This window comes from Methylobacterium sp. 001424705 (assembly GCF_059816145.1).
This window is the reverse complement of record NZ_JCBANU010000012.1, coordinates 15805-38591: the sequence shown is the minus strand read 5'-3', so window position 1 is coordinate 38591 and position 22787 is coordinate 15805. Positions and strand designations below refer to the sequence as shown.

General features: G+C 70.6%; 23 protein-coding genes. 10 read left to right on the top strand and 13 right to left on the bottom strand.

The genetic code is table 11. From position 1 onward, the window contains the following. Positions 1 to 6: 6 nt before the first annotated feature. The gene (gene cyoA, locus AC6EUL_RS11030; RefSeq protein ID WP_056222822.1) at positions 7 to 1203 is read right to left on the bottom strand and encodes a ubiquinol oxidase subunit II; all 1197 of its coding nucleotides are present in this window, start codon (positions 1201 to 1203) and stop codon (positions 7 to 9) included. Between the two features lie 346 nt (positions 1204 to 1549). Between cyoA and AC6EUL_RS11025 the strand changes: the two genes are divergently transcribed. From AC6EUL_RS11025 to AC6EUL_RS11005, 5 genes are all read left to right on the top strand, one after another. Next, positions 1550 to 2884 (top strand): MFS transporter, encoded by a 1335-nt coding sequence (locus tag AC6EUL_RS11025; RefSeq protein ID WP_499870072.1) that lies wholly within the window; start codon positions 1550 to 1552, stop codon positions 2882 to 2884. Between the two features lie 203 nt (positions 2885 to 3087). Beyond that, complete coding sequence (locus tag AC6EUL_RS11020) at positions 3088 to 3399, top strand: hypothetical protein (protein ID WP_056222827.1); 312 nt, start codon at positions 3088 to 3090, stop codon at positions 3397 to 3399. Positions 3400 to 4322: 923 nt separating this feature from the next. Further along, positions 4323 to 5138: a universal stress protein gene (locus AC6EUL_RS11015; protein WP_056380762.1), complete on the top strand. Its 816-nt coding sequence runs from the start codon at positions 4323 to 4325 to the stop codon at positions 5136 to 5138. Beyond that, positions 5138 to 5470, top strand: a complete 333-nt coding sequence (locus tag AC6EUL_RS11010; RefSeq protein WP_056380764.1) for a c-type cytochrome — start codon at positions 5138 to 5140, stop codon at positions 5468 to 5470. Before AC6EUL_RS11015 ends, AC6EUL_RS11010 begins: the two co-directional genes overlap by 1 nt. Before the next feature lie 159 nt (positions 5471 to 5629). Further along, on the top strand, positions 5630 to 6448 hold the full coding sequence (locus AC6EUL_RS11005) for a universal stress protein (protein WP_056274828.1): 819 nt from the start codon (positions 5630 to 5632) through the stop codon (positions 6446 to 6448). 94 nt (positions 6449 to 6542) lie between these two features. Here AC6EUL_RS11005 and AC6EUL_RS11000 read toward each other — a convergent pair whose 3' ends face one another. Continuing rightward, positions 6543 to 7286: a Crp/Fnr family transcriptional regulator gene (locus AC6EUL_RS11000; RefSeq protein ID WP_499870071.1), complete on the bottom strand. Its 744-nt coding sequence runs from the start codon at positions 7284 to 7286 to the stop codon at positions 6543 to 6545. A 100-nt stretch (positions 7287 to 7386) separates the two neighbouring features. Next, positions 7387 to 8505, bottom strand: a complete 1119-nt coding sequence (locus AC6EUL_RS10995) for an HD-GYP domain-containing protein (RefSeq protein WP_056380770.1) — start codon at positions 8503 to 8505, stop codon at positions 7387 to 7389. Positions 8506 to 8714: 209 nt separating this feature from the next. On the opposite strand from AC6EUL_RS10995, the gene AC6EUL_RS10990 reads away from it, so the two are divergent. After that, a complete protein-coding gene (locus tag AC6EUL_RS10990) occupies positions 8715 to 9800 on the top strand; it encodes a PAS domain-containing protein (protein WP_499870070.1) in 1086 nt (361 codons plus the stop codon). A 22-nt stretch (positions 9801 to 9822) separates the two neighbouring features. Here AC6EUL_RS10990 and AC6EUL_RS10985 read toward each other — a convergent pair whose 3' ends face one another. The 8 genes from AC6EUL_RS10985 to AC6EUL_RS10950 form a co-directional block, all read right to left on the bottom strand. Further along, positions 9823 to 11415 (bottom strand): putative bifunctional diguanylate cyclase/phosphodiesterase, encoded by a 1593-nt coding sequence (locus AC6EUL_RS10985; RefSeq protein ID WP_499870069.1) that lies wholly within the window; start codon positions 11413 to 11415, stop codon positions 9823 to 9825. 57 nt (positions 11416 to 11472) lie between these two features. Then, entirely contained in the window at positions 11473 to 11877 is a 405-nt protein-coding gene (locus AC6EUL_RS10980; protein ID WP_499870068.1) for a hypothetical protein, read from the bottom strand. Positions 11878 to 12307: 430 nt separating this feature from the next. Further along, positions 12308 to 12859, bottom strand: a complete 552-nt coding sequence (locus tag AC6EUL_RS10975) for a hypothetical protein (protein ID WP_499870067.1) — start codon at positions 12857 to 12859, stop codon at positions 12308 to 12310. Positions 12860 to 13032: 173 nt separating this feature from the next. Further along, positions 13033 to 13440, bottom strand: coding sequence for a response regulator transcription factor (locus tag AC6EUL_RS10970; protein ID WP_499870066.1), 408 nt, complete (start codon positions 13438 to 13440; stop codon positions 13033 to 13035). A 188-nt stretch (positions 13441 to 13628) separates the two neighbouring features. After that, a complete protein-coding gene (locus AC6EUL_RS10965; protein ID WP_499870065.1) occupies positions 13629 to 14879 on the bottom strand; it encodes a glutamate carboxypeptidase in 1251 nt (416 codons plus the stop codon). Between the two features lie 154 nt (positions 14880 to 15033). Then, positions 15034 to 15300 carry a DUF2312 domain-containing protein gene (locus AC6EUL_RS10960; RefSeq protein WP_055951813.1) on the bottom strand — a complete coding sequence of 89 codons (267 nt, stop codon included), beginning with the start codon at positions 15298 to 15300 and terminating at the stop codon, positions 15034 to 15036. A gap of 103 nt (positions 15301 to 15403) precedes the next feature. Further along, entirely contained in the window at positions 15404 to 15712 is a 309-nt protein-coding gene (locus AC6EUL_RS10955) for a DUF1244 domain-containing protein (protein WP_056351209.1), read from the bottom strand. Between the two features lie 48 nt (positions 15713 to 15760). Further along, entirely contained in the window at positions 15761 to 16507 is a 747-nt protein-coding gene (locus AC6EUL_RS10950) for an N-formylglutamate amidohydrolase (RefSeq protein ID WP_056380780.1), read from the bottom strand. A gap of 242 nt (positions 16508 to 16749) precedes the next feature. On the opposite strand from AC6EUL_RS10950, the gene AC6EUL_RS10945 reads away from it, so the two are divergent. After that, entirely contained in the window at positions 16750 to 18066 is a 1317-nt protein-coding gene (locus tag AC6EUL_RS10945) for a glycerate kinase type-2 family protein (protein WP_056380783.1), read from the top strand. Between the two features lie 286 nt (positions 18067 to 18352). Then, positions 18353 to 18808, top strand: coding sequence for a DUF1036 domain-containing protein (locus AC6EUL_RS10940; RefSeq protein WP_056222876.1), 456 nt, complete (start codon positions 18353 to 18355; stop codon positions 18806 to 18808). Positions 18809 to 19126: 318 nt separating this feature from the next. Here AC6EUL_RS10940 and AC6EUL_RS10935 read toward each other — a convergent pair whose 3' ends face one another. Further along, positions 19127 to 19981, bottom strand: a complete 855-nt coding sequence (locus AC6EUL_RS10935; RefSeq protein ID WP_499870064.1) for a helix-turn-helix transcriptional regulator — start codon at positions 19979 to 19981, stop codon at positions 19127 to 19129. Positions 19982 to 20080: 99 nt separating this feature from the next. Between AC6EUL_RS10935 and AC6EUL_RS10930 the strand changes: the two genes are divergently transcribed. Next, positions 20081 to 20983, top strand: a complete 903-nt coding sequence (locus tag AC6EUL_RS10930) for an SDR family oxidoreductase (protein ID WP_499870063.1) — start codon at positions 20081 to 20083, stop codon at positions 20981 to 20983. 59 nt (positions 20984 to 21042) lie between these two features. On the opposite strand, the gene AC6EUL_RS10925 is transcribed toward AC6EUL_RS10930, so the two are convergent. Then, the gene (locus tag AC6EUL_RS10925) at positions 21043 to 21414 is read right to left on the bottom strand and encodes a VOC family protein (protein ID WP_499870062.1); all 372 of its coding nucleotides are present in this window, start codon (positions 21412 to 21414) and stop codon (positions 21043 to 21045) included. A gap of 94 nt (positions 21415 to 21508) precedes the next feature. Here AC6EUL_RS10925 and AC6EUL_RS10920 point away from each other — a divergent pair, with 94 nt between their 5' ends. Continuing rightward, a complete protein-coding gene (locus AC6EUL_RS10920) occupies positions 21509 to 21931 on the top strand; it encodes a MarR family winged helix-turn-helix transcriptional regulator (RefSeq protein ID WP_499870155.1) in 423 nt (140 codons plus the stop codon). The last annotated feature ends 856 nt before the right edge of the window (positions 21932 to 22787 follow it).

Sequence of the window (22787 nt, the reverse complement as noted above, 5' to 3'; positions counted from 1 at the left end):
CCGCGACTATCGATTCAGTTGACCGGGCGCGACGGAGTCCGAGCCCTTGGAATCCTTGCCGTCACCGGCCGGGCCGCCGTGGTGACCGCCGTGGTCGTGCCCGGAATGCTCCGGTGCCGAGTCCGGCTTCACCTCCGGTGCGATGCTCTTGGGCTTCATGCCTTCGGGCTGCTCCCGGCTGTGGGATTCGCGGCCGGAGCCGCCGACCGTGGCGCCCGGCGCCTCGATGCCCTGCTCGGCGTAGCGGTTGTCGTATTCCAGCCGCTCGCGGTTGGCGTGGCTCTCCTTGCCGGCCCCGCCCATGGCGTCGATGTGCATCATCTCGTTCATGCACATCTTGCCCGGCACGGCGCACATGTTGAGCACCGCGCCGTAGAGGCCGTTCTCCACGGTGGAGAAGTAGCGCACCGGCTCGCGCTCGCTCGGCTTCTCCAGGGCGAGGTAGCCCTGGCGGTCGAGGGGCTTGCCCTCGGCCCTCACCTTGGCGACCCACTGGTCGAACCCGGCCTGGTCGAGGCCGTGGAACTTGAAGTTCATCCGCGAGAAGCCGGAGCCGCTGTAATTGGCCGAGAGGCCCTCGTAGGTGCCGGCCTTGTTGATCACCGCGTGGAGCTTCGTCTCCATGCCGGCCATGGCGTAGATCTGCCCGGCGAGCGCGGGGATGAAGAACGAGTTCATGACGGTGGCGGAGGTGATCTTGAAGGAGATCGGCACATCGACCGGAGCCGCCAGTTCATTGACGGTGGCGATGCCCTGATCTGGGTAGAAGAACAACCATTTCCAGTCGAGTGCGACGACCTCGACCGTCAGCGGCTTGACCCCCGCCGGCAGCGGCCGGTCTGCGTCGAGACGGCTCAGGGGACGGTAGGGATCGAGGGTGTGGGTGCTGATCCAGGTCAGGGCCCCGAGGGCGATGACGATGACCAGCGGCGCCGACCAGATCAGCACTTCGAGCTGCGTCGAGTGGTGCCAGTCGGGATCGTACTCGGCCTTGGTGTTCGAGACCCGGTAGCGCCACGCGAACAGCAGCGTGAAGGCGATGACCGGGATGATGATGAGCAGCATCAGGCCGGTGGAGGCCAGGATCAGGTCGCGCTGGCGCGTTGCGATGTCGCCGGAGGGCTGCATCAGGACCATGTTGCAGCCGGACAGGAGTCCGAACAGCGGGAGGAGCGCGAGCGTACGAAGGGTTTTGACCGGCATGGACTCGTCTGGCACCATCTCGGATGAGCGACGTCCAACGGCCCCGATTGGCCGAAGGCGTTATCGTCGGGTCTCAATTCGCTGCATTGCATCAATCTGACAAGTCGCATGCGGCGCGTCTGATCAGCGCTGCGGGCATAGCCGATGCAGGACAAAGCACGCTATGGACCCTGCCACGATTTCACGGATCGCGCCAAAACACCGCGCTCTTTGTCCCGGGGCGCGTCACGCTGCGCTTTGACGCAGACAAATGGCAGGGCGTACACGTGTCCCATATCCCAGGGCCTCACGCGCCGCCCCGCGCCTGATTCGGCCTCGAACGCATGAAGCGAGCACGGTTTCCTTGATGAGCGCAGACTCCGCATTGCCCTCCTCCTCATCGCTGGAGCGCGACGCGCACGAGGCGTCGAGCGATCACAAAGTGGCGCCGGGCGAGATCGCCATCGGCGTCGTAATCGGGCGCGCCGCGGAGTATTTCGACTTCTTCGTCTACGGCATCGCCTCGGTTCTGATCTTCCCCGGCGTGTTCTTTCCCTTCGCCGATCCGCTGACCGGCACGCTCTATGCCTTCGCGCTGTTCGCCCTGGCCTTCATCGCCCGCCCGATCGGCTCGGTGATCTTCATGGAGATCGACCGGCGTCACGGGCGCGCGGCGAAGCTGACGATCGCGCTGTTCCTGCTCGGCGGTTCGACGATGGCGATCGGCTTCCTGCCGAACTACCACCAGCTCGGCGCCCTCTCGATCTGGATCCTGGCCGCCCTGCGCTTCGGCCAGGGCCTCGCCCTGGGCGGCGCCTGGGACGGACTTGCCTCCCTGCTGGCACTGAACGCCCCTGAGAAGCAGCGCGGCTGGTACGCGATGATCCCGCAGCTCGGTGCGCCGGTCGGCTTCATGCTGGCGAGCGCCCTGTTCGCGTTCTTCCTCGGCAACGTCTCCAACGCCGACTTCCTCGACTGGGGCTGGCGCTACCCGTTCTTCGTGGCCTTCGCGATCAACGTCGTGGCGCTCTTCGCCCGCCTGCGGCTCGTGGCCACCGAGGAATTCTCGCGGATGCTGCAGATGCAGGAGCTGGAGCCGACCCCGGTGCTGGAGCTCCTGCGCACGCACGGCCGGTTCGTGCTCATCGGCGCCGTGGTGCCGCTGGCGAGCTTCGCCCTGTTCCATCTCGTGACGGTGTTCCCGATCAGCTGGATCCACCTCTTCACCGGCCGCTCGGCGGGCGAGTTCCTGCTGGTGCAGTGCTCGGGCGCCTTCCTGGCCGCCGGCACCATCGTGCTCTCCGGCGTCCTGGCCGACCGCATCGGCCGGCGGACCTTGGTTGGCGTGGCGGCCGGCCTGATCGGTCTGTTCGCCCTGGCCAGCATCGCCGCGCCCATCATCTTCGGTGACAGCGAGCTCGGCCAGACCATCTACGTGCTGATCGGATTCGGCCTGCTCGGCCTCTCCTACGGCCAGACCTCGGGCTCGGTGACCGCCAATCTCGGCACCCGCTTCCGCTACACCGGCGCCGCCCTCACCTCCGACCTCGCCTGGCTGATCGGCGCGGGCTTCGCGCCCCTGGTGGCGCTCAGCGTCTCCAGCCGCTTCGGCCTGTCCTGGGTCGGCGTCTACCTGCTCTCCGGCGCGGCCGCGACGCTCTGCGCCCTCGCCTTCAACCGCCGCGAGACCGCCCGCCTCTGAAGGCCGCGCCGCCCGCCAAGGATCGAGCCCCGGACAGCCGCTGCGCCGCCGGGGCTTTTTTCGTGTCCGAGCGACCGACCCGCCCCCGCAGGGCCGTTTCGGATGGAAAACCGGCCGCTTCGCGCGCGCGGTCTCTGCGGTAGGATGCCGGGGCGAGGTCGTCGGAGGCACGACGCCCGAGGGGGACGGAGGCACACCGCATCGTGGCGCAGCTCATCTACACCCGCCTCGAGGACCACCCGCGCGAGACCTACGTCATCACGAGCGGGGCGCTGATCGTCGGGCGGGTGGATTGCATCCGCGACGATCCCCCGCCCGCCGCGCAATGGACCTGGGGCCTGCACCTCGACATTGGGGCGTCTCCGTTCCGGCGAGGCGCGACCGTGTCCTCGCGGGACGCGGCCGTGGCGGCCCTGGAGCAGGCCTGGACCGAGTGGAAGCTCTGGGCCGGCCTGTGCGATGCGGATGGGCCCGACCCATCGGCCGGAACGCCGGCACCCCGCATCCTGCGCTGAGGCGGCGGCGGCGCGGCCGACCTTCGTGGACGGCCGGGGAGGTCCTGTCGCGTCGGCCCGCCCCGGGCGGACGCCCGCCACGCCTTCGCTTCCGTGCCGCGGCCCGTCCCGTCGCCGCGACCGGAAGCGGGGGGTCCGGAGTCCCCGTGGCGTCACATTGATCCACCGCAAGGTGCGCGCCGGCCCCGCGGTCATCATCGCGACCGCAAACGGGAACAGGAGGCTCCGGTGACGATCGTCTTGCGATCCGCTTCCGTCCGGTCGGTCCAAGCGACGGGCGTGCCGCACATCCTCGGAGCGCGACCGTCGGCGGCTCCGATCGTCGCGGACCTCTTTCGCCACCGGAGCATCGGCAGCCTCCAGGCGCTCGGTCTCGCGCTCCTTTCCGTGGTCGTGACCCCCACGCCGCTCCGGCTCGTGCTGGCCCGTCCAACGTGAAGGCGAAGGGGGCCGCGGCCCCGATGCGGACGGCGCGGGGCGGCACCGACGATCGAGAGGATACGGGAGACGCCGCATGGCTGTCGACGACGAGCGAGTCTGGGGATCGCGGGGCCGGTCCGGACGCCCCCTGCCGCGCTGGTTGCGGGCGCGGCTGTCCCGGCGGCGGCGGACGACCGTCGACGGCCAAGGGCACGCCGGGCCGCGGGGCCAGGGGCCGGCCGAGCCGGCAGCGCCGCAGCCGGACGCAGGGACGGACCGTCCGATGGACGTCGCAGCCCTGCTCCGGGTCGTTCGGTCGGTGGCCGCCGACGGGTTCGGTCCCGGTCCGGTCCCCTTGGCGAGACGCCTGCGCGATTAGGGGTCGCGAACAGGCCGGCACCACCACGCCACACCCCACCCCTTGCGATGGATCAAGGACCGGGCGGAGGGCGCGCCCCACGATGTCCCGTCCGGTCCGGACGGCCGGACCACGGGAGGCAGAGATGAAGATTTCGAACGTCATGGTGTCGCTGGACCTCGGCGCGGCCGCCGCGGATCGGGTCCAGCTCTCCGCGAGCCTGGCCGAACGCTTCGACGCGACCCTGACCGGCGTCGCCGCGCGGCAGGTGCCCGCCCTCATCGCCGTCAGCGACGTCCGCGAATCCGAACGCATCTACGAGATCGAGGACCGGCGTGCGCGGGAGCAGCTCGCGGAAGCCCGGGCAGTGTTCCTGCGCGAGGCTGGCCGCGGAATCCGCACGGCCTGGCGGGCGGCGCTCGCCGAACCCACGGCCTATCTCACGACCCAGGCGCGCGCCGCCGACATGGTCGTGGTGGGTCGTCACGGGCCCGTCGACGGCGATCCCGGTCTCATGGGCATCGCCGCGGGCGCCCTCCTGATGGCGGTCGGCCGCCCGGTGCTCGTGGCGCCGCCGGGCGTCGAGCGCCTGACGGCGAAACGGATCGTGGTGGCCTGGAAGGACACGCGGGAATCCCGCCGGGCGGTGCAGGACGCCCTGCCGTTCCTCAGCCGGGCCGAGGCCGTCCACCTCGTGGTGGCGGGGCCCGGTGCCCACGAGGAGGGTGCGGAGGACGTGGCCGCCTACCTGTCCGGGCATGGAGCCGCGGTGACCACCCATCTCCTCCCGAGCCCCGGCGCCGAGGCCGCGGAGGCGGTCCTGCAGTTCGCGCGGCGCGCCGACGCCGACCTCATCGTGATGGGCGCCTACGGGCATACGCGGTTGCGCGAGTGGATCTTCGGCGGGGCCACCCGCGACGTCCTGCAGGCGACCACCCTCTGCTGCCTGATGAGCCACTGATGCGCCGGACAGCCCCCTCCGCCGCCGGGCACCTCCTGCTGGCCTCCCTCGCCCTCGGCGGCCCCGCGCTGGCCTGGGACCGGGCGGTACAGCGGGGCGCCACGATCGCACGCACCGACTGCGCCCGCTGCCATGCGGTCGAGCGAACCGGAGCGAGCCCGCTGCGCATCGCACCGCCCTTCCGCGAACTCCACGCCCGCTACCCCGTCGAGAATCTCGGCGAGGCCCTGGCCGAGGGAATCCGCACGGGTCACCCGAGCATGCCGGAATTCCGCTTCGATCCGGACGAGGCCGCGGCCCTGATCGCCTACCTGAAGTCCCTGGAGCGCTGACGCCGAGAAGGTCTCGCGTGCGAGCGATCGGTCCCGTCCGTGGCTCGTCCGGCGACAGCCCGGGCCGGGACCGGCATGCGGTTGAGACAGATCAAGGCCGGGCCTCGCCGCGGGCCGCACCCTGACGGCCTCTCGCGGTCGAGCCCAGGAGCGGATCCCATGTCCTATGCAAGCCTCATGGTCGCGGTGGATGACGGGCGTCACGCCGCGGCGCGGGTCCGCCTGGCGGCGGAACTCGCCCACCGCTTCGGCGCCCGCCTGATCGGCGCGGCCGGCTGCCTGCCGGAATATCCGCAGGGGTTCGGGGAGAGCATCGTGCCGGCGGGCATGGCCATCGAGGAGATCCGCCAGGCCGCCCTCGATCGGCTCGCGGGCGCGGAGCGGGTCTTCCGGCAGGCATCCTGCCTGAACGACCGGGTCGCCTGGCGCTCCGACCTCGCCGCCCCGGTGCCCTTCCTGGAGCAGCAATCCCGCGCCGCCGACCTCGTCGTGGTCGGGCGCGACGGGGAGGAGGCGGGCGTGTCGCCCGGCATGGCGGTCCCGGTCGGCGACGTGCTGATGGGCCTCGGTCGCCCGGTCCTCGCCGTCCCGCCGGGTCTCGAGCACCTCGCCGCGCGCCGGATCGTGGTCGGCTGGAAGAACACGCTCCAGACCCGCCGGGCCCTGTCGGACGCCCTGCCCCTCCTGCGTCGTGCGGACGCCGTCCAGGTGGTGCGGGTGGCCGAGACCCGCGACCGTTCCGAGATCGAGGACGTTGCCGCCTACCTTGCCCTGCACGACGTGCCGGCGACCGCGGAGGCGATGGCGCCCGCGGGTTGGTCCGTGGCCGAAACCCTGGAGGGCGCCGCCGGCGCCTTCGGGGCGGATCTCATCGTGACCGGAGCCTACGGCTACAGCCGCCTGCGCGAGTGGTTCTTCGGCGGGGTCACCCGCGATCTGCTGGCGCGGGCCACCGTCTGCTGCCTGCTCTCCCACTGACCCCGGGACGGGCCGCCACCCGCCCCGACCGAGCCCGGGCGGGACCCGTCTCGCCCTCCGTGGGGATGCCGGACGCGGAACCGACCCGCCGGCCTCAGGTCCCGAGGTGGAGCGCGCCCCCGGTGCGGGCGACCGGCCCGTTCAGGCCGAGATAGCCGCCATCGAAGGTGGCGAACGCGCGCAGTTGCGCGAGATCGGGAATTTCCACCCGGCCGCGCGACAGGCACGCGAGTCCCGCCTCGCGCAGGATCCGCAAGGTGCGGTTCAGGTGGACGGTGGACAGCCCGACCGCATCCGCGAGGGCGGCCTGTCCGATCTCCAGGCGGAACGCGCCGCCCTCCGCCAGCCCCGCGGCCTGCAGGCAGGCGTGGAGCTCGCAGAACAGATGGGCGGTTCGCTGCGGCGCCGGCATGGTGCCCGTGACGAGCCATTCCCGGGCCCGCGCGAGCTCATTCAGCGTCATCCACCAGAGGACGCGGTTGATGTTCGGCCGTTCCCGGGCCAGGGCCGTCAGGGCTTCGATCGGGATCTCCCCGACCGCGCATCGGCTCAAGGCCCCGATGTTCCAATCCGAGGTCTTCGGCGGCGCCTCGGGGAGCCGGCACAGATCCCCCGGCAGGACGAACGATGCGATCCGCCGCGAGCGGCCGTCCATGACCCGATACCGGCACATCACGCCCTGGAGCAGGACGAGCACCGTGCTGCGCCCCGGCTCGGCCGAGAGGTCCTGGCGGGCGGCCACGACGCGATGATGCGCGACGATCGACGCGATGGCCGCGCGATCCGCCGCATCGGTGTGGCCGCTGTGCTCGAGCTTCGTCAGAAAGGGACCGTTCACGCCGCAGCCTTCGAGGGTTCGGGGTTTCGGGGCGATCGGTCGCCCCGGTCTCATGCATCCCCGGCGCCGGGGGAAAAGCGGCCGACGATGGTCACGCCGATCACGCCGCATCGGAGCGCCGGACCGGCACGGGATGCCCCGGACCCGATGCCGTCGCCAGGGCCCCGAAGGCTCTGACGAGGTCCCTGTCGACCTTGCCGACCATGCCGGCGAGGATGCCGTAGGCCTCGCCGGGGTCGAGGGGCGCCTTGTAGGGGCGTCGTTCGATCAGGGCGCCGTAGATGTCGCAGATGGTCACCAGCCGGACGAGATCCGGGATGTCCGGCCCTTCGAGCCCGTCGGGATAGCCCGATCCGTCGAGGGCCTCGTGGTGCGAGCGGACCACGGCGAGCATGATCTCGGGGAAACCGCCCTGCTCCAGCAGCATCGCGTGTCCCAGGGCGGGGTGGGTCCGCATCACGGCCTGCTCGGCAGGATCCAGGCGCCCCGGCTTGTTCAGGATCGCGTGCGGGATCTGCGCCTTGCCGAGGTCGTGCAGGAGGGCGGCTTCCGTCAGTGCCCGGCAATCGGCCATGTTCAGGCCGAGATGGCGCCCGAACCCGGCTGCCAGACCGGCCACGAGCAGGCAGTGCTGGTGGGTGGCGTCGTCGAAGCGCCAGACGACGTCGAGCCAGCCCCGGATGTCGGCCTGGTCGAGGGCGCCGAGGACGAGGGTAGCGCCCTCCGCGAGAAGCGCCGGGTTCGGCGCCTGGCCCGCCCGGCCGAGATCGAACAGGCGCGTCAGGGATTGCGCGGCCCCCGCCGCGGCCGTCGCGACCGCCGGCGCGGGGGCAGGCTCGGCGACCGGCTTGGGGGACGGGACGATCTCCGCCAGGAGCGCGGCGATCCGTTCGAAGGGATCGCGGGCCGAGATGACCCGGCTCGCGCCGAGGGCGTGGGCCTGGGCATGGGCGCGCGGCGATTCCTCGTGCAGGATGCAGAGGTAGGGGCGATCGCCGGCGCCGAACCGCGTCAGGTACCGGCGGACCGAGCCCACCTCGACGGAATTCGCGAGGGGCACGTCGCTGATCACGGCCGCCACGGACGCGGGATCGATCGCCGTCGGTGCCAAGTCCGGATCGAGTACATCGACGACGATGATCTGCCAACGACCGAAGCTGAGGTCGTTCAGTCTCTGACTTCGCGCCGGCGAGTTGGTGAGCAGGACAACGGATCTCACGAATTCCTCGTCGTTCCCGAATTCGATCTGGTCGAACCTTAGACGGCTGCTCTCAAAGAGTCGTGAAAGGCAGTCCGGAATCGCCGGGGTATCGACGGGATGCGGTCGCGGTCGCATGACCGGTATTGGACTTCTGGCGAATGGTTTCCCGGCACCATGCTCGATATCCTCGCATTTGAGAGCTCGTTCGGAGCCGCGTGGAAAGACCGATGCCGACCCGATCCCTGATGCGCAGCAACGCTGCCGCCGGACACGGCGGCTTTCGGGGCATGTCTTCGCGCCACTTCCTGAAGATGATCGAGGATGCGGGCGAGGTCGGCTTCTGGTCGGCGGACCTGCGCAGGGACAGGCTCGACGCCTCGATCGGCCTCTATCGCATTCTCGGCCTCGATCCCTCGACCGAGTTCACCTTCGGCTTCGCCCTCGACATGATCCACCCGGAGGACCGGGCGGTGCACGGCGACCAGATCGCGGTCCTGCGCAGCGGGCAGCCGATCAGCCGCGAATTCCGCATCATCCGGCCGGACCGGACGCAGCGCTGGATCCACCACCGCGCCGAGGTGCTCCTCGGGCCGCAGGGCGAGCCCCATCAGGGACTGGGCGTGGTCTTCGACGTCACGGCGCGCCACGACACCCGTAAGGCGGTCGAGCAGCGCTTCGACCGCTACAACGCCCTCATCACCGCGACGGCGGCGGTGGTGTGGATCGTCAGCCCCGACGGGGAAGCGCTGGAAATGCCCCTCTGGCAGACCCTGACCGGCCAGAGCCACGAGGCCATGCAGGGTCAGGGCTGGCTCGACGCCATTCACCCGGAGGACCGCGAGCGCACGGCCGCCGCGTGGCGCACCGCCGTCTCGCACGTGGCGCCCTACAACACCGACTTCCGCGTGCTCTGCGCGGACGGCGTCTTCCGCTGGTTCAACTCGCGGGGCGTTCCCGTCCTGAACCGGGACGGCTCGATCCGCGAATGGGTCGGCGTCTGCCTCACGGTGCCGGGGCAGAACCGCTTCGGCGCCCCGCGGATGCCGGACAAGCCGGCCGAGACCGGCCCGGGCGCGGGTCCGGTGATCACCCCGGCCCAGATCCGCGGGGCAAGGGGCATGGTCGGCATGTCGAAGGACGAATTGGCCCGCCGCTCCGAGGTCTCCGTCTCGACGATCATGCGGCTGGAGGATGCGGCCTCCGGCGTCCGGCCGCGATCGGAGACGCTTCAGGCCGTCCGGCGCGTCCTGGAGCAGGCCGGGGTCGCGTTCACCTTCGAGCCGGGCGCGAAGCCCGGTCTCCGGGAGGCCTGAGGCCGGCCTCGCCCCCGGAACGTCAGGCGGCCTGCGTCGACCGCGGGGCGGCGCAATCCGCCGGATCGCAGGCGGGATGGGCGATCACGCGGTCGATCTCGTCCTTCGGCATCGGCTTGCCGAACAGGTAGCCCTGTCCGAAAGCGCAGCCCTGGTCCGAGAGCCAGCTGGAACTGTCCTCCGTCTCGATCCCCTCCGCCGTGGTGACGAGGCCGAGGCTGGCGCCGAGCTTGATGATGGCGTCGACGAGCTTGGCGCGCTCGGCGCTCATCGTGACGCTGTCGACGTAGCTGCGGTCGATCTTCAGCTTGTCGAACTTCAGTTCCCGCAGGTGATACAGGCTCGAATACCCGGTCCCGAAATCGTCGAGAGCGACCCGGACACCGAGATTCTGCAGCGAGGTCAGGGTTCTGCGGGTTCCGTCCAGATCCTGGATCAGGGCCGATTCCGTGATCTCGACCTCCAGCCGGTGCGGCGGAAACCCGGTCTCGGTCAGGATCGCCAGGATGCGCTCGGCCATCCAGGCGTCGAGGAATTGCTGCGGGGCGATGTTCACCGCCAGGGTCAGCTCGGCCGGCCATTCCCGGGCGTCGAGGCAGGCGCGGCGGATCAGGCTGTAGCAGAGATCCGCGATCGAACCGGTTTCCTCGGCCACCGAAATGAACTCCGATGGCGCGAGCAGGCCCCGGATCGGGTGCCGCCAGCGCGCCAGCACCTCCACGCCGATCAGCTTGCGGCCGGGCAAGGATACGACGGGCTGGTAGAAGGGCTCGATCTCGCCGTTCTCGATGGCGGCCCGCAATTCCATCTCGAGCTGCGCGCGGGCCCGCAACTCCTCGTCCATGGCGCTCTTGAAGACCCGGACGACGCCGCGGCCGTCCTTCTTGCCCTGGTACATGGCGAGGTCGGCGGCGTGCAGCACGGCATCGGCATCGGCGAGTTCGCCCGTCACGAAGGCGATGCCCACCGTGGCGCCGACCTTCAGCTCGTTGCCGTTCCACAGGACCGGCGCCGAGAGGCTGGCGATCACCCGTTCGGCCAGGCGGAGCAGGCCCTCGCTGCCGCCCTCCAGCCGAAGCAGCATGGAAAATTCGTCGCCGCCCATGCGGGCGGCCATGCCGTGACGCGGCAGGATGGCGCGCAGCCGGTCGGCGACGGCGCACAGGACGGCGTTGCCGGCCGCGTGTCCGTAGAGGTCGTTCACCGGCTTGAATCGGTCGAGGTCGATCAGGAGCACGGCCGAGGGTGGTCCCGGCTCGGGCTTCGTCTGCCAGCATCCGAGGGTTTCGAGGAAGAGCCTGCGATTGGCGAGCCCCGTGAGGGCGTCATGGCGGGCGACCTGTTCGGCCTGGGAGGCCGCGGCGTCGCGCTCGGCCATCGTCCGTCGCAGGATGATCGATTTCCGCACGAAAGCCCCCATGAGGGCGGCGCCCATGAAGGTCGCCAGCATCAGGAACTCGAGCAGGTTGTGCGCGAGGACGAAGGTGGTCAGCGTGTCGAACAGGCCGAGGGACACGCAGATCATCCAGAAACTCGTCCCGATGGAGAGAAGGCAAAGGCTCTCGTAGACCTCGCCCTGCCCCCAGGAATGGCGCACCGACGTTTTCGTCATCATCTCTCTCGCGAAGCAGGATCCGGGTGTCGAAGCGCCCCGCGCAGGAGGCCGCGCATTTCAGGCAGGGAGAGACGGGCTGACCCGGCACCGGCCGGAACGCGCGACCGCGCCGTGGTCGTCGTTGTGACCGACTGGAGCGCGTGGGGTCTCGGAGATGGCGCGGTTGCGCAGGAACAGCCCGTCGATCGTGGCGATCAGATCCTTCACGCAGGCGATCAGGTTCGCCACGGCGTTGCGTGTCCGGAGGGCATCGGGATCCGGTTCGGGCCCGTCGCGGAAGACTTCGCCGGTCGTCCGCTCCAGCGCCCCGAGCAGGTGAGCGAGGGAAGCGGAGAGCGCCGCGATCTGGGCGCGCCGCGATCCGAGATCCACGCCGGCCGCGAAGTCGTGCTCCAGCTGCGCCTTCAGACGAGAGAGCCCGTCCGACGTCGTGGTTGGCGGAAATGCGATGATCTGTGCCATGTCGAATTCGCGGTGCGCGGTGAATGATCGGGAAAATGGCAAGGCCGGACCGGGTCTTCGCGGTGCCGGGGCGGTTTCGAATGTCGCTCCGGGTCGGGTTCCGTCTCATCGCCGAAGCGTATCGCCGGGGATCGCAAAAGCCGCATGCCGCGCAGACCAGGTTTTTGCGGTAAGATCTCCGATACCGGAAAGACTGAGATCGCTGGACCTCGGCTCTGACAACTGGATCTCAGCTCCGAAAATCATCGTCTCGATGTGATCCAAGATTACGTTGACTTTCGATGATTATCTTTTTGCGCCTCCTAAGAGAGTCTGAAAGCGATTATCCAAACCCGGCTTCCCGACCGACGTGTTTCCGAAGAAAAACAGAGCATTCCTGGATCGGTGCCCGCGCGGCGGCCGAGATGCCGGGAAATCGTTCATGAGGCGCTCAGGCTGTCGGAGGCGCTGCCCCCTCGGTCAGGGGGCGCGTTCCGCGAAGCAGACCCGGTTCCGGCCGGTGCGCCTGGCGGCGTACAAGGACCGGAATCGCCGTGATGACCGGTCCGCTCCGCGGGGGCTCGAGACCCGACGACGCCGGGGCCCGGTACAGACCGGCCCGACCGTCCGGGGAAGCGACGGGAGCCGGGGCCTGAAACGGCCCCGACCCATTCATCCGGTACGGGTCCGAAAGGTCCGGTGCGTCCTCGGAGAGGCCCCGGGTTCGAACGCTCCCCGCTTCCTGCAGGGCCGCCACATGAACTTGGACCCCGCGCGACAGGCCGCCGAAATCGTATCCCCCCTCCAGCACGGAGACGAGGCGGCCGCCGCAGACCCGCTCGGCGAGGGCGAGGAGGTGATCCGTCGCCCAGCCGAAATTCTGCCGGCGCCCGTCCGACAGGAGCTTGTCGGTTCGCACCACCCCGGAGACGACCTTGTGGAAGGTCGTCGCCCGGTCGCCTTCGGCGAAGATCTCCGCGTCGGCGGCGACGGTGCGGCGCATGCCCTGCACCGCATCGCGCGTCGCTGCCGGAACGATGGAATCGGTTTCCTACGGAACGAAGACGGGCGTGAGGCCGATGGCGGCGAGAGCGGTCTGCATGGACACCTCCGGAGAACGGGTCGTGATTCCCTGACTGGGCTCACGGGAGGGACGGCAAAATTCCGGGTCTTGGCTCAAGGGGCTTTACGGACGCGCTCCCCGCCTCGGGACGATGCCGCGAGGGCCTCGTGGATCCCGTCCAGGAGGGAGCCGTCCTCGAACTGCTTGTCGACCACACGGCGGAAGCCGGCGGCCTTGGCCCGGCGCTGCAGGTCGTCCGTCGGGCAGCCGGTGATCAGGATCGCCGGAAGATCGACCGCGCGGTCCCGCAGGCGCCCGACGAGTTGGACGCCGTCCATGCCGGGCATGCAGTAATCGACCAGCAGGCACCCGGCGGACGGCAGGGCGGCGTCGCCGAGGAGGTCGGCGCCATCCGCGTAGAGGCGGACGGCGTAGCCTTCGAGTTCCAGGATGAACTGGAGGGAGTGGCGGACGGCCGCATCGTCATCGACGACGAGCACCGGTCCCGTGTGCTTCGGCATGGTCGCGCCCGTTCTTGTTTCACGGGCATCTGACGGCGCCTGTCGGCGGCGCGCCTTGATCTGCCGCAAGGGGCGGCCCGGGCCTCGCCCGAGCGCGCCCGGGCCGTCCGGCACCTCCCGGCCATCCGCTCGGCGCCCTCCCCGGGGGAGCCGTCACGGCATGCGGCGGATCGGGGGACACGGCCGGCTCAGGGGGCCGGATCGCGCGACACCTCCATCACCAGGCGGGTCGCCAGGTAGAGGCGCGGCGTGATGCTGGCGAGCACGGCGAACTCGTCGGCGCTGTGATAGTGGCCGCCGACGATGCCCAGGGATTCGAGGAGGGCGGGCCTCGCCGGACTGTCGGGCTGGAAGGCGTAGCCCGCATCGGTGCCCCCACCGATCTCGGCGAGGGCGAGCGCGGAGCCGAGTTCGCCGTAGATCGCCCGCGCCCGTTCGCCCAGCGCCCGCGTCGCGGGGTTCTGGGGCAGCGGCGGGCGGCCCTTGGCAAGGTCGAAGCTCACTTGCGTGTCGGGAACGCGGTGCGTCCCGATGATCCGGCGGGCCTGGGTCAGCACCCGCTCGTACTCGCTCGGCACGAAGTAGCGCATGTCACCCTCCGCCCGGGCCGCCTCGGGGATGATGTTCGGCTTGGTGCCGCCCTGGACCACGGTCCAGTGCAGGCTAGTGCCCTTGCCCGGATCGCCGAGGTCCTGCAGCTGCAGGATCTGGTGGGCGAGCTCGACCACCGCGTTGCGGCCGGCCTCCGGCGCGCCGCCCGCGTGGGAGGCGCGGCCCTTCACCGTCAGGCTGGCGTAGTTGATTCCCTTGGTCGCCACCGTGACCGCATCGACGCCGGCCTCGGCGAAGGAGGGCTCGAAGGACAGGACCACGTCCTGGTCGCGGGCGATTTCGGCGATCGCGTCGCGCGACCCGCGCGAGCCGCGCTCCTCGTCGGGGTTCAGCACCACCGTGAGGGTGCCGTAGCCGTCGAAGTGCAGCGCCTCCAGGGCGGCCAGGACGTGCAGGATCATGGCGACGCCGCCTTTCGCGTCGGCCACCCCGGGTCCATAGGCCCGGCCGTCCCGCTCGGTATAGGGGCGCTTGGCCGCGTCTCCGGTGCCGAAGACGGTGTCGTAGTGGACCAGCATCATGATCCTGCGCGTGCCCTTGCCCGCGCGCGTGCCGATCAGGGTGTTGCCGCCGAAGGCGGGGGCGGCCCGGGTGCCGACCGTGAGCCCCGAAGCCTTCAGGCGCGCCGTCAGGATCGCCTCGACGGTGGACAGGCCGGGAACGTCGCCGGTGCCGGTATCGACGTCCACCAGACCCTTCAGGGTCTCGCGATAGGGTCCGTCCTGCGCCTTCGCCGCGGCGAGCACGGCCTCGTTCGGTGCGGCCAGGGCCGGGACGGGCGCCGAGGCGAGGAAGAGCGCGAGGGCGAGACCGGCATTCGTGCGCATGGCGATCCTTGGCGTCGGAGCATCGGAGGGCATGGCCTCCGCAATGCTCCGAAAACGCCCGGGCCGCAATTCGCCGCCCCGGACGGGACCGCCGCCGGGCGAGGCCGGATCGGGACGTCCGCCCCGCGGCCCGCGCCGGAGTCGAAGGCGGGGGTCAGACCATCCCGAGGGCCTGCATGTAGAGCTCGAGGATGGCTTCCTCTTCCTGGCGCTCGGCATGGTCCTTCTTGCGCAGGGAGATGATCCTGCGCAGGGCCTTGGTGTCGAAGCCGGTGCCCTTGGCCTCGGCGTAGACATCCTTGATGTCGGAGGCGAGGCCGGCCTTCTCCTCCTCGAGGCGCTCGATGCGCTCGATGAAGCTCTTCAGCTGGTCGGCGGCGACGGAGGAAGCGTCGACGGCGGGTGCGGCGGATGCGGCCATGGTCGTCTCAAGTCCCTGATCTGCGAAGCGCGGGAGGCTGCGCCGGAACCGCCTCGATAAGCCGTCAAGCTTACCGGGACCTTAGTGCGGCCCCGCTGCGGCTTCAGTGTGGCTCCGCCGCAGCCTTCGCGAAGGCCGCCTGCTGCTCGGGCGTCGCCTCGGACTGGTGCAGGCGCTTCCACTCGGCGAAGGGCATGCCGTAGACGGCCTCGCGGCTCTCGTCCTTGGTCATCGGCAGGTCCTTGGCGTCGGCGGCGTCCTTGAGCCAGTTCGAGAGACAGTTGCGGCAGAACCCGGCCATGGTCATCAGGTCGATGTTCTGCACGTCCGTGCGGGTCTGCAGGTGGGCGACGAGACGCCGGAACACGGCGGCCTCGAGTTCGGTGCGGGTGGCGTCGTCGATCTCGGTCATGCTGGGTCTCCCAATCTCCACCTGAGGTCGGCGCGCGCAAGCCTCCCGTCAAGCGCGGATCGGCAGCATCGGCCGGAGGAGGCGCGCGAATCGCTCCGCCCACGCGGCCTGTCCCGCCTCCGCGGCGATGAGGTCCTGGCGGATCTCCACCAGCGCGTTCGGCAGGCCGCGCGCCATGGCGTGGCGGTCGATGGTGTCGCCGGGCAGGCCCCCGCCATAGGGCTCGTTGTCGCCCACCGTCAGCCCGGCCGGATCGGCCCGCAGGCCCGCGATCAAGGGTGCGCTCATGCGGTCGTCCCGGTCCCACAGGATGCCGACCTCCCAGGGCCGCGGCACCCCGCGCCAGTAGGGCGTGAAGCTGTGGATGGTGACGATGGCCGGGCGCGTGCCGGTGGCCTCGGCCTCGGCGACCCCGGCGTCGATCGCCGCGTCGAAGGGTTCGTAGAAGCGCCGGATGCGCTCGGCCTTGCCGGCCTCGTCGATGCGGGCATTGCCCGGCACCACCGCCCCGTCGGAGAGGCGCATCACCAGGGTCGGGTCGGCCCGGCCCCGGTTCGGATCGATGATCAGGCGCGAGAACCGGGTCAGGATCGCCGGCACCCCGAGGGCCGCAGCCAAGGCGCGCGTCACCGCGGCGGCGCCGATGTCGTAGGCGATGTGGCGGGCGAATTCGTGCTCCGGCACCCCGAGCTGGTCCAAATCCTCGGGGACGTGGTTGGAGGCGTGGTCGCAGATCAGGAGCAGGCCCCGGGCGGGATCGCCCGGGAGGGTCTCGACGGGATGCGGTGTCTGCATGGGGAGGCACGGTCCGGTTGAGCGCGGGCGGCATCGTTGTACCAGGCGGGACGCAAGGCTCCGGCCGCATCGCGGGGGATGCCCGCGCACGCGCGGCTTGCCGAGGCGGCGAGCGTCGGGCACAGCACGTATCGCGGATCGCGCCGCGACGGCAACAATCCGGCACCATGCCGGGGGCACAACACTCCGGAGGAGAACCACCGGGCCGCCTTCGCGATCGACCACCGGAATACGGAAACGCCATGACCGACTCCCCCTCGACCGAGACCGCCTCGACCGACGCCCGCCGCGCCCTCCTCCTCCACTGCCTCGACGAGGCCATCGCCGCCGCCCACCCGGCGCGCTGCCTCGTGCCGCACCTGCCGGCGCCCGGACAGGGTCGCCTCATCATCCTGGGGGCCGGCAAGGCCGGCGGCAGCATGGCGGCGGTGGCGAGCCGGTTCTACCGGGAGGAGCACGGCGTCGATCCGAGCCGCATCGTCGGCCTGGCGGTCGCCCGCCACGGCTACGGCGAGGAGGCGCCGATGATCCGCATGGTCGAGGCCGGGCATCCGGTGCCGGACCAGGCCGGCATCGACGCCACCATCGACACCCTGAAGATCGCCGCCGATGCGGGGCCGGACGACGACGTGCTGGTGCTGCTCTCCGGCGGCGGCTCGGCCAACTGGATCGCCCCGGCCGGGGAGCTGACCCTCACGGAGAAGCAGGCCATCACCAAGGCCCTGCTGCGCTCCGGTGCGCCGATCAACGAGATCAACTGCGTGCGCAAGCACCTCTCGCGGATCAAGGGCGGCCGCCTCGCCATGATGGCGCGCAACGCCCGCTCGATCCTGACGCTGGCGGTCTCCGACGTGCCCCACGACGACCCGGCGGTGATCGCCTCCGGCCCCACCGTGCCGGATCCGACGACCCTGGCCGATGCCCGCGCGATCTGCGAGCGCCGCGGCATCCCCCTGCCGGAGACCGCCAAGGCGCTGCTGAACGATCCCGCCAACGAGACCCCGAAGGCCGGCGACCCCGCCTTCGCCCGGGCCGAGTACCGCATCATCGCCCGGCCCATCGACGCCCTGGAGGCGGCGGCCGCCGCCGCCGCCGCGGCCGGCTACGAGCCCGTGATGCTCGGGCCCGACCTCGAGGGCGAGGCCCGCGAGGTCGCCGCCGAGCATGCCCGCATGGCCCTCGACCTCGCGGGCGCCGGCCGCAAGGTCGCGCTCATCTCGGGCGGCGAGCTCACGGTGACGATCCGCGGCGAGGGCCATGGCGGCCCGAACCAGGAATACGCCCTGGCGCTGGCGCTCGCGCTGGAGGGCGCGCCCGGCATCCTCGGCATCGCCGCCGACACCGACGGCACCGACGGCGGCCGTGGCGAGGCCACCGACCCGGCCGGCGGCCTGGTCGACCCGACCACGCTGGCGCGCGCCCGCGCCGCCGGGCTCGATCCCGCCGCGATGCTGGCCGACAACGATTCGACGAAGTTCTTCGCCACCATCGGCGACCTCGTTCAGCCGGGTCCGACACGCACCAATGTCAACGATTGCCGCATCATCCTCGTCGGCTAGGGCGTTCGCGCGCTTGATGGGACGCACGCGTTTCCAGTCCCGACCCGCGCGCGTTCCCCTCTCCCCTTCGCGGGAGAGGGTGGCCCGCGAAGGGGATCGGGTGAGGAGAGCGCCTGACTCGGAGGGGGCGCCCTCTCTCCCGCCTGCCCCGCAGGCACCCTCCCCCGCCGAGGGGAGAGGGACGAACCCGTGCCTGGACCGGCGCTCGTCGGAAATGGATCCCACCGCGCCGAACGGCTCGCCTGACCGGAGCGGGAGCCCTGTTCGGCTCGATGCCCGCGCTCCGATGGACCGCCCCCGGCGCGTCGGCAGCGCGCAGCGGGCCTTCGCGGGCGCGTCCCTCCTGGCCGTCACGCTGCTCCCGGTGCCCGCCCGGGCCGACCTGCGCATGTGCAACCAGACCGCCAGCAAGGTCGGCATCGCGCTGGGCTACCGCGATCCGCAGGGCTGGGTGACGGAGGGCTGGTGGGACGTGGCGCCGAAGGTCTGCGAGACGCTCCTGAAGGGCTCCCTCGCGGCGCGGTTCTACTACGTCTATGCGGTGGACTACACGCGCGGCGGCGAGTGGAACGGCCGCTCGCTGATGTGCACCAAGGACCGCGAGTTCACGATCCGCGGCGTCGAGGACTGCCTCGCCCGCGGCCTCGACCGCAACGGCTTCTACGAGGTCGATACCGGCGAGCAGAAGAGCTGGACGATCCAACTCACCGACCCGAACCAGCCGGTGGCGCCGACGCCCTGAGGCGTGGCGGGGGTTCGGCTGTGGCGGGTTCCGGTCTCACGCTGGAGATCCGGTTCGTCTCGGGGGGTATGGCCTTTTTTTCCAAGCCTCCTGCTGCTGGTTCGGCTGGGATCGACAGCGAGCGGCGACTTCGGGGGCCATGAGCGGACGGTCCGTCTTCGACCCACCCCAGTCGTACGGGCCCGCGTCGGTGCTTCCCGAAAGCGGTGATTCGCCGGACGTCCGGCTGCTTCGGTTCGGGGTCGTCAGCAGACCCTGGCCTTTCTCCTCGAAGCGGACGTTCCGCCTCTGACCCAACAGTCGATGTCGACTGCGCAGCTACCGTGACGGGTCTGCGGAGATGCTCTCACCGGACCGGGCATCGACCAGCCTGCGGATCTGCTCCCTGACGGATGGCGTGGTGGGGTTGTAGACGATCAGGCCGAGATCGGGGCGACCGTCGACGGCGAAGGACGAATATTCCAGCTCGATGGCACCGAGGATCGGGTGCTTCAGCCGCTTCGTCCCCTCACCGTGATGGTGCACATCGTTCTCGCGCCACAGCGACGCGAAGTCCTCGCTCGTCCGGCACAGTTCCTCGACCAGCGCGCCGACCTCGGACGCCGCGCCGGCGCGGGCGGCGTCCGCACGGAACGCTCCGACCACGTACCGGGCCACGCTGTCCCAGTCGTGCTGGATCGCGCGCACATGGCTGGAGCCGAACATGCGGCGCAGGATGTTGCGCTCGCCCGGCGGGACCGTGTCCCAATCGGTCAGCACGGCGGCAGCCGCCTGGTTCCACGCGACGACGTCCCAGGTGGCGGTCTTGATCAGTGCCGGGCTGGTCTCCAGCGTGTCGAGCAGCCGCTGCAGCCGGGGCGTGATCCCTTTGGCGGCCGCGTAGCGGACCTCCGGCGGGCGTCCGAGGCCGAGCATGAACAGGTGCTCGCGCTCGGCATCGGTCAACATCAGCCCCGCGGCGATGCGGTTCAGCACGTCCGCGGAGGGCGCGCCGCCGCGGCCCTGCTCAAGCCACGTGTACCACGTCGCACTGATGTTCGAGCGCTGGGCGACCTCTTCCCGGCGCAGGCCCGGCGTCCGCCTGCGGCCCGCGAACCCGAAGGAGGACGGGTCCAGCTTTGACCGACGGTCCCGCAGATAGGCGCCGAGGGGGTTCTCCGAGCCAGCCGGCATGGCGATCCTGTGAGCAATTATACCCTGATACGGTCACGTATTTTATGGTGTCGGGCGCTGCGGGAAAGAGGGTCTCCCTCATGACGCGGACGAACACACATGCGCGTATTTCTCACTGGCGCCACCGGCTTCATCGGCTCGGCGCTCATCCCGGAACTCGTCGCCGCCGGGCATCAGGTCATCGGGCTGACGCGGTCCGAGGCAGGTGCGGCGGCGCTGCGGACGGCGGGGGTCGGGCCGCATCGGGGCGACCTCACGGACTCGGACAGCCTGCGCGAGGGAGCCGCCCGGGCCGACGGTGTGATCCATGCCGCGTTCGATCATGACGACTTCTCGGACTTCGTCGCCAACTGCGAGAAGGACCGGCGGGCCATCGAGGCCCTCGGTTCTGCGCTCCAGGGCTCGGACCGGCCCCTGCTCATCACGTCCGGCGTGGCGATGGGCTGCCCGGCGCCCGGCCGTCCGGCCACCGAGGACGTCTTCGACCTGGACCACCCGAACCCCCGGGTCGCCTCCGAGCGGGCGGGTGCGGCGTTGCTGGACGCGGGCGTCAACGTGTCGGTGATGCGGCTCCCGCAGGTGCACGACACCGTCAAACAGGGACTCGTGACCTACCTCGTCGCCCATGCCCGGGCCAAGGGCGTCTCCGCCTATGTCGGGGATGGCGCGAACCGCTGGGCGGCGGGGCCGAGGCGCGACGTCGCCCGCCTCTACGTGATGGCCCTGGAGCGTGCCGAGGCGGGGGCCCGGTACCATGCCGTCTCCGAGGAGGGCGTCCCGCTCCGGGCCATCGCGGAAGCCGTCGGCCGGGGCCTGGGCGTCCCGGCGGTCTCCGTGGCGCCCGACGCGGCCGCCGCGCATTTCGGATGGCTGGCGGGGTTCGTCGGGGCCGACATGACGGCGTCAAGCGCACTGACGCGGTCCCGCCTGGGCTGGCAGCCGAACGGCAGGGGCCTCATCGCCGACCTCGACGCGATGGATGACGCCCGCGGGACGGCGTGAACCACTCCCGTCCGCCCGTACCGTCCGCGACGGTCGGGCGTTCGGATGGCGCGATCCGGCTATGACCGCGCGACGGTGTGCGGCGTGATCGTGTAGCCGAACGGGTCACGGAACGCGAAGTAGCGGCCGAACGGCCCGTCCTTGGGCGGGAAGACGATCGTCGTGCCCCGCTGGGCAAGGTGATCGTGCAGGGCGTCGGCGTCGTCGCAGCCGAACCAGATGGCGATGCCCCGGCCGAGGTCTTCCGTGTCCCCCAGGTCGATCACGGGGGTTCGGACGGCGAATGGGATGGGCTTGGTGTCGAAGACCACGGCACCGGGCGGGTTTTGGGCGGCCGCCTTCAACCCGACGACGTTCGTGTAGAAGGCCCGCGCGGCCTCGATGTCGACGACCTGGATACCGATGAAATCCGGTCCGATCAGATGGGGCACGATGGGTCTTCCCTAAGCCGACGTTCGACGATATTGTCAGGGTCCTGATATGTATAAGGGCGCTGATATGTCAAGCGAGGCCGCCGTGTCCGGCATGCGTGATCCGTACAAGACCGTCGGCTTCGCCTTGAAGCAGGCCCAGCACGCGCTCCGCATCCGCCTGGACGCCGAGCTTCGTGAAATCGGGCTGACCATGCCGCAATACGCGGTCCTCGCCTGCCTTCAGGGCAAGGCGGGCGCGTCGAACGCCACGCTCGCGAGGACCGCCTTCGTCACCCCGCAGACGATGCAGGCGATCCTCGTCGCGCTCGAGCGCAACGGCTTCATCGTGCGGACGGCCCACCCCGAGCACGGGCGCGTTCTGAAGACCGAACTGACGGCGTCGGGTCGTGGCATCTTGGACAGGGCTTCCGGGATCGTGGCCGATACGGAATTTCGCATCCGGACTGCCGTGGCGCCCCTCGACCCCCGTATCGTCACCGCGACGCTGCTCCGGATCGCGGAAGCGCTTCGTTAGGCGGCGCACTTCCGCGCAGGTCGAACGTCCGGTCCAGCTGTCCCACGTTTCGAAGCAGACCGGCGGAGAGCGACCGACTCCAGCCTGAGGTTCTGACTCTACCCCATTGCCATGAAGCCGACTTTTCCGGGGCGCAGCGGGTTGAGACGAGCCTAAGCGTCGGCCCATGACAGTGCCCATCCGGGAAGGGTCCGTTGAGTCGCAGGACACGACTCGATCGATCCCACCCCGGTACGGGCCGCCATCAGGCTGCCCACCGACGGTATCGCGACAAGCGTCCGCCATCGATCACGGCCAGGAGGCCGCACGAATTTCTTGACAATATTCCTATTGTATGCTCTTTTGCCGTCACTCGCCTCCCCCGATGGGAGGCCCGCTGGCGGACCGGGTCGGCGGGTTTGGGAGGAGGAGACGGCGCCCGCGTCGATGGCCCGGTTTCGCCATCGCCCCGGGCGGCACCGCGCGACGCAAGGTGTTCCGGATGGAGGGCCGTTTCGGCGGCCCGGCATCTGGGGCATCCCCAGACAACGGACGGCCCGCCCACTACGAGGCGGGTCCGGGGCCTTGGGCCATGATCAGCCGGCCGCCGGGGCCGTCGATCCCGCAAGGGATCGGGGCACCGGAGGGGGGCCGCCACAAGCCGAGTCGCCAACGCCGTAGACAGACGCCGTGACGTGACGGGTTCGGGCCTCCGGGGCCGGGCCCAGGGACGCCGGGGAACCGGCTTTCGTTCTGTTCCCGTGGTTTCGCGGCGTCCCGCGTCTCCCGCCATGGAGCCCCCGCGCCGGAACCGGCGGCGGGGCCGCGCGCGCATGCAGGCAGCGCAGTGCGACGGCGTCCGTCGGGCGCCGGCACG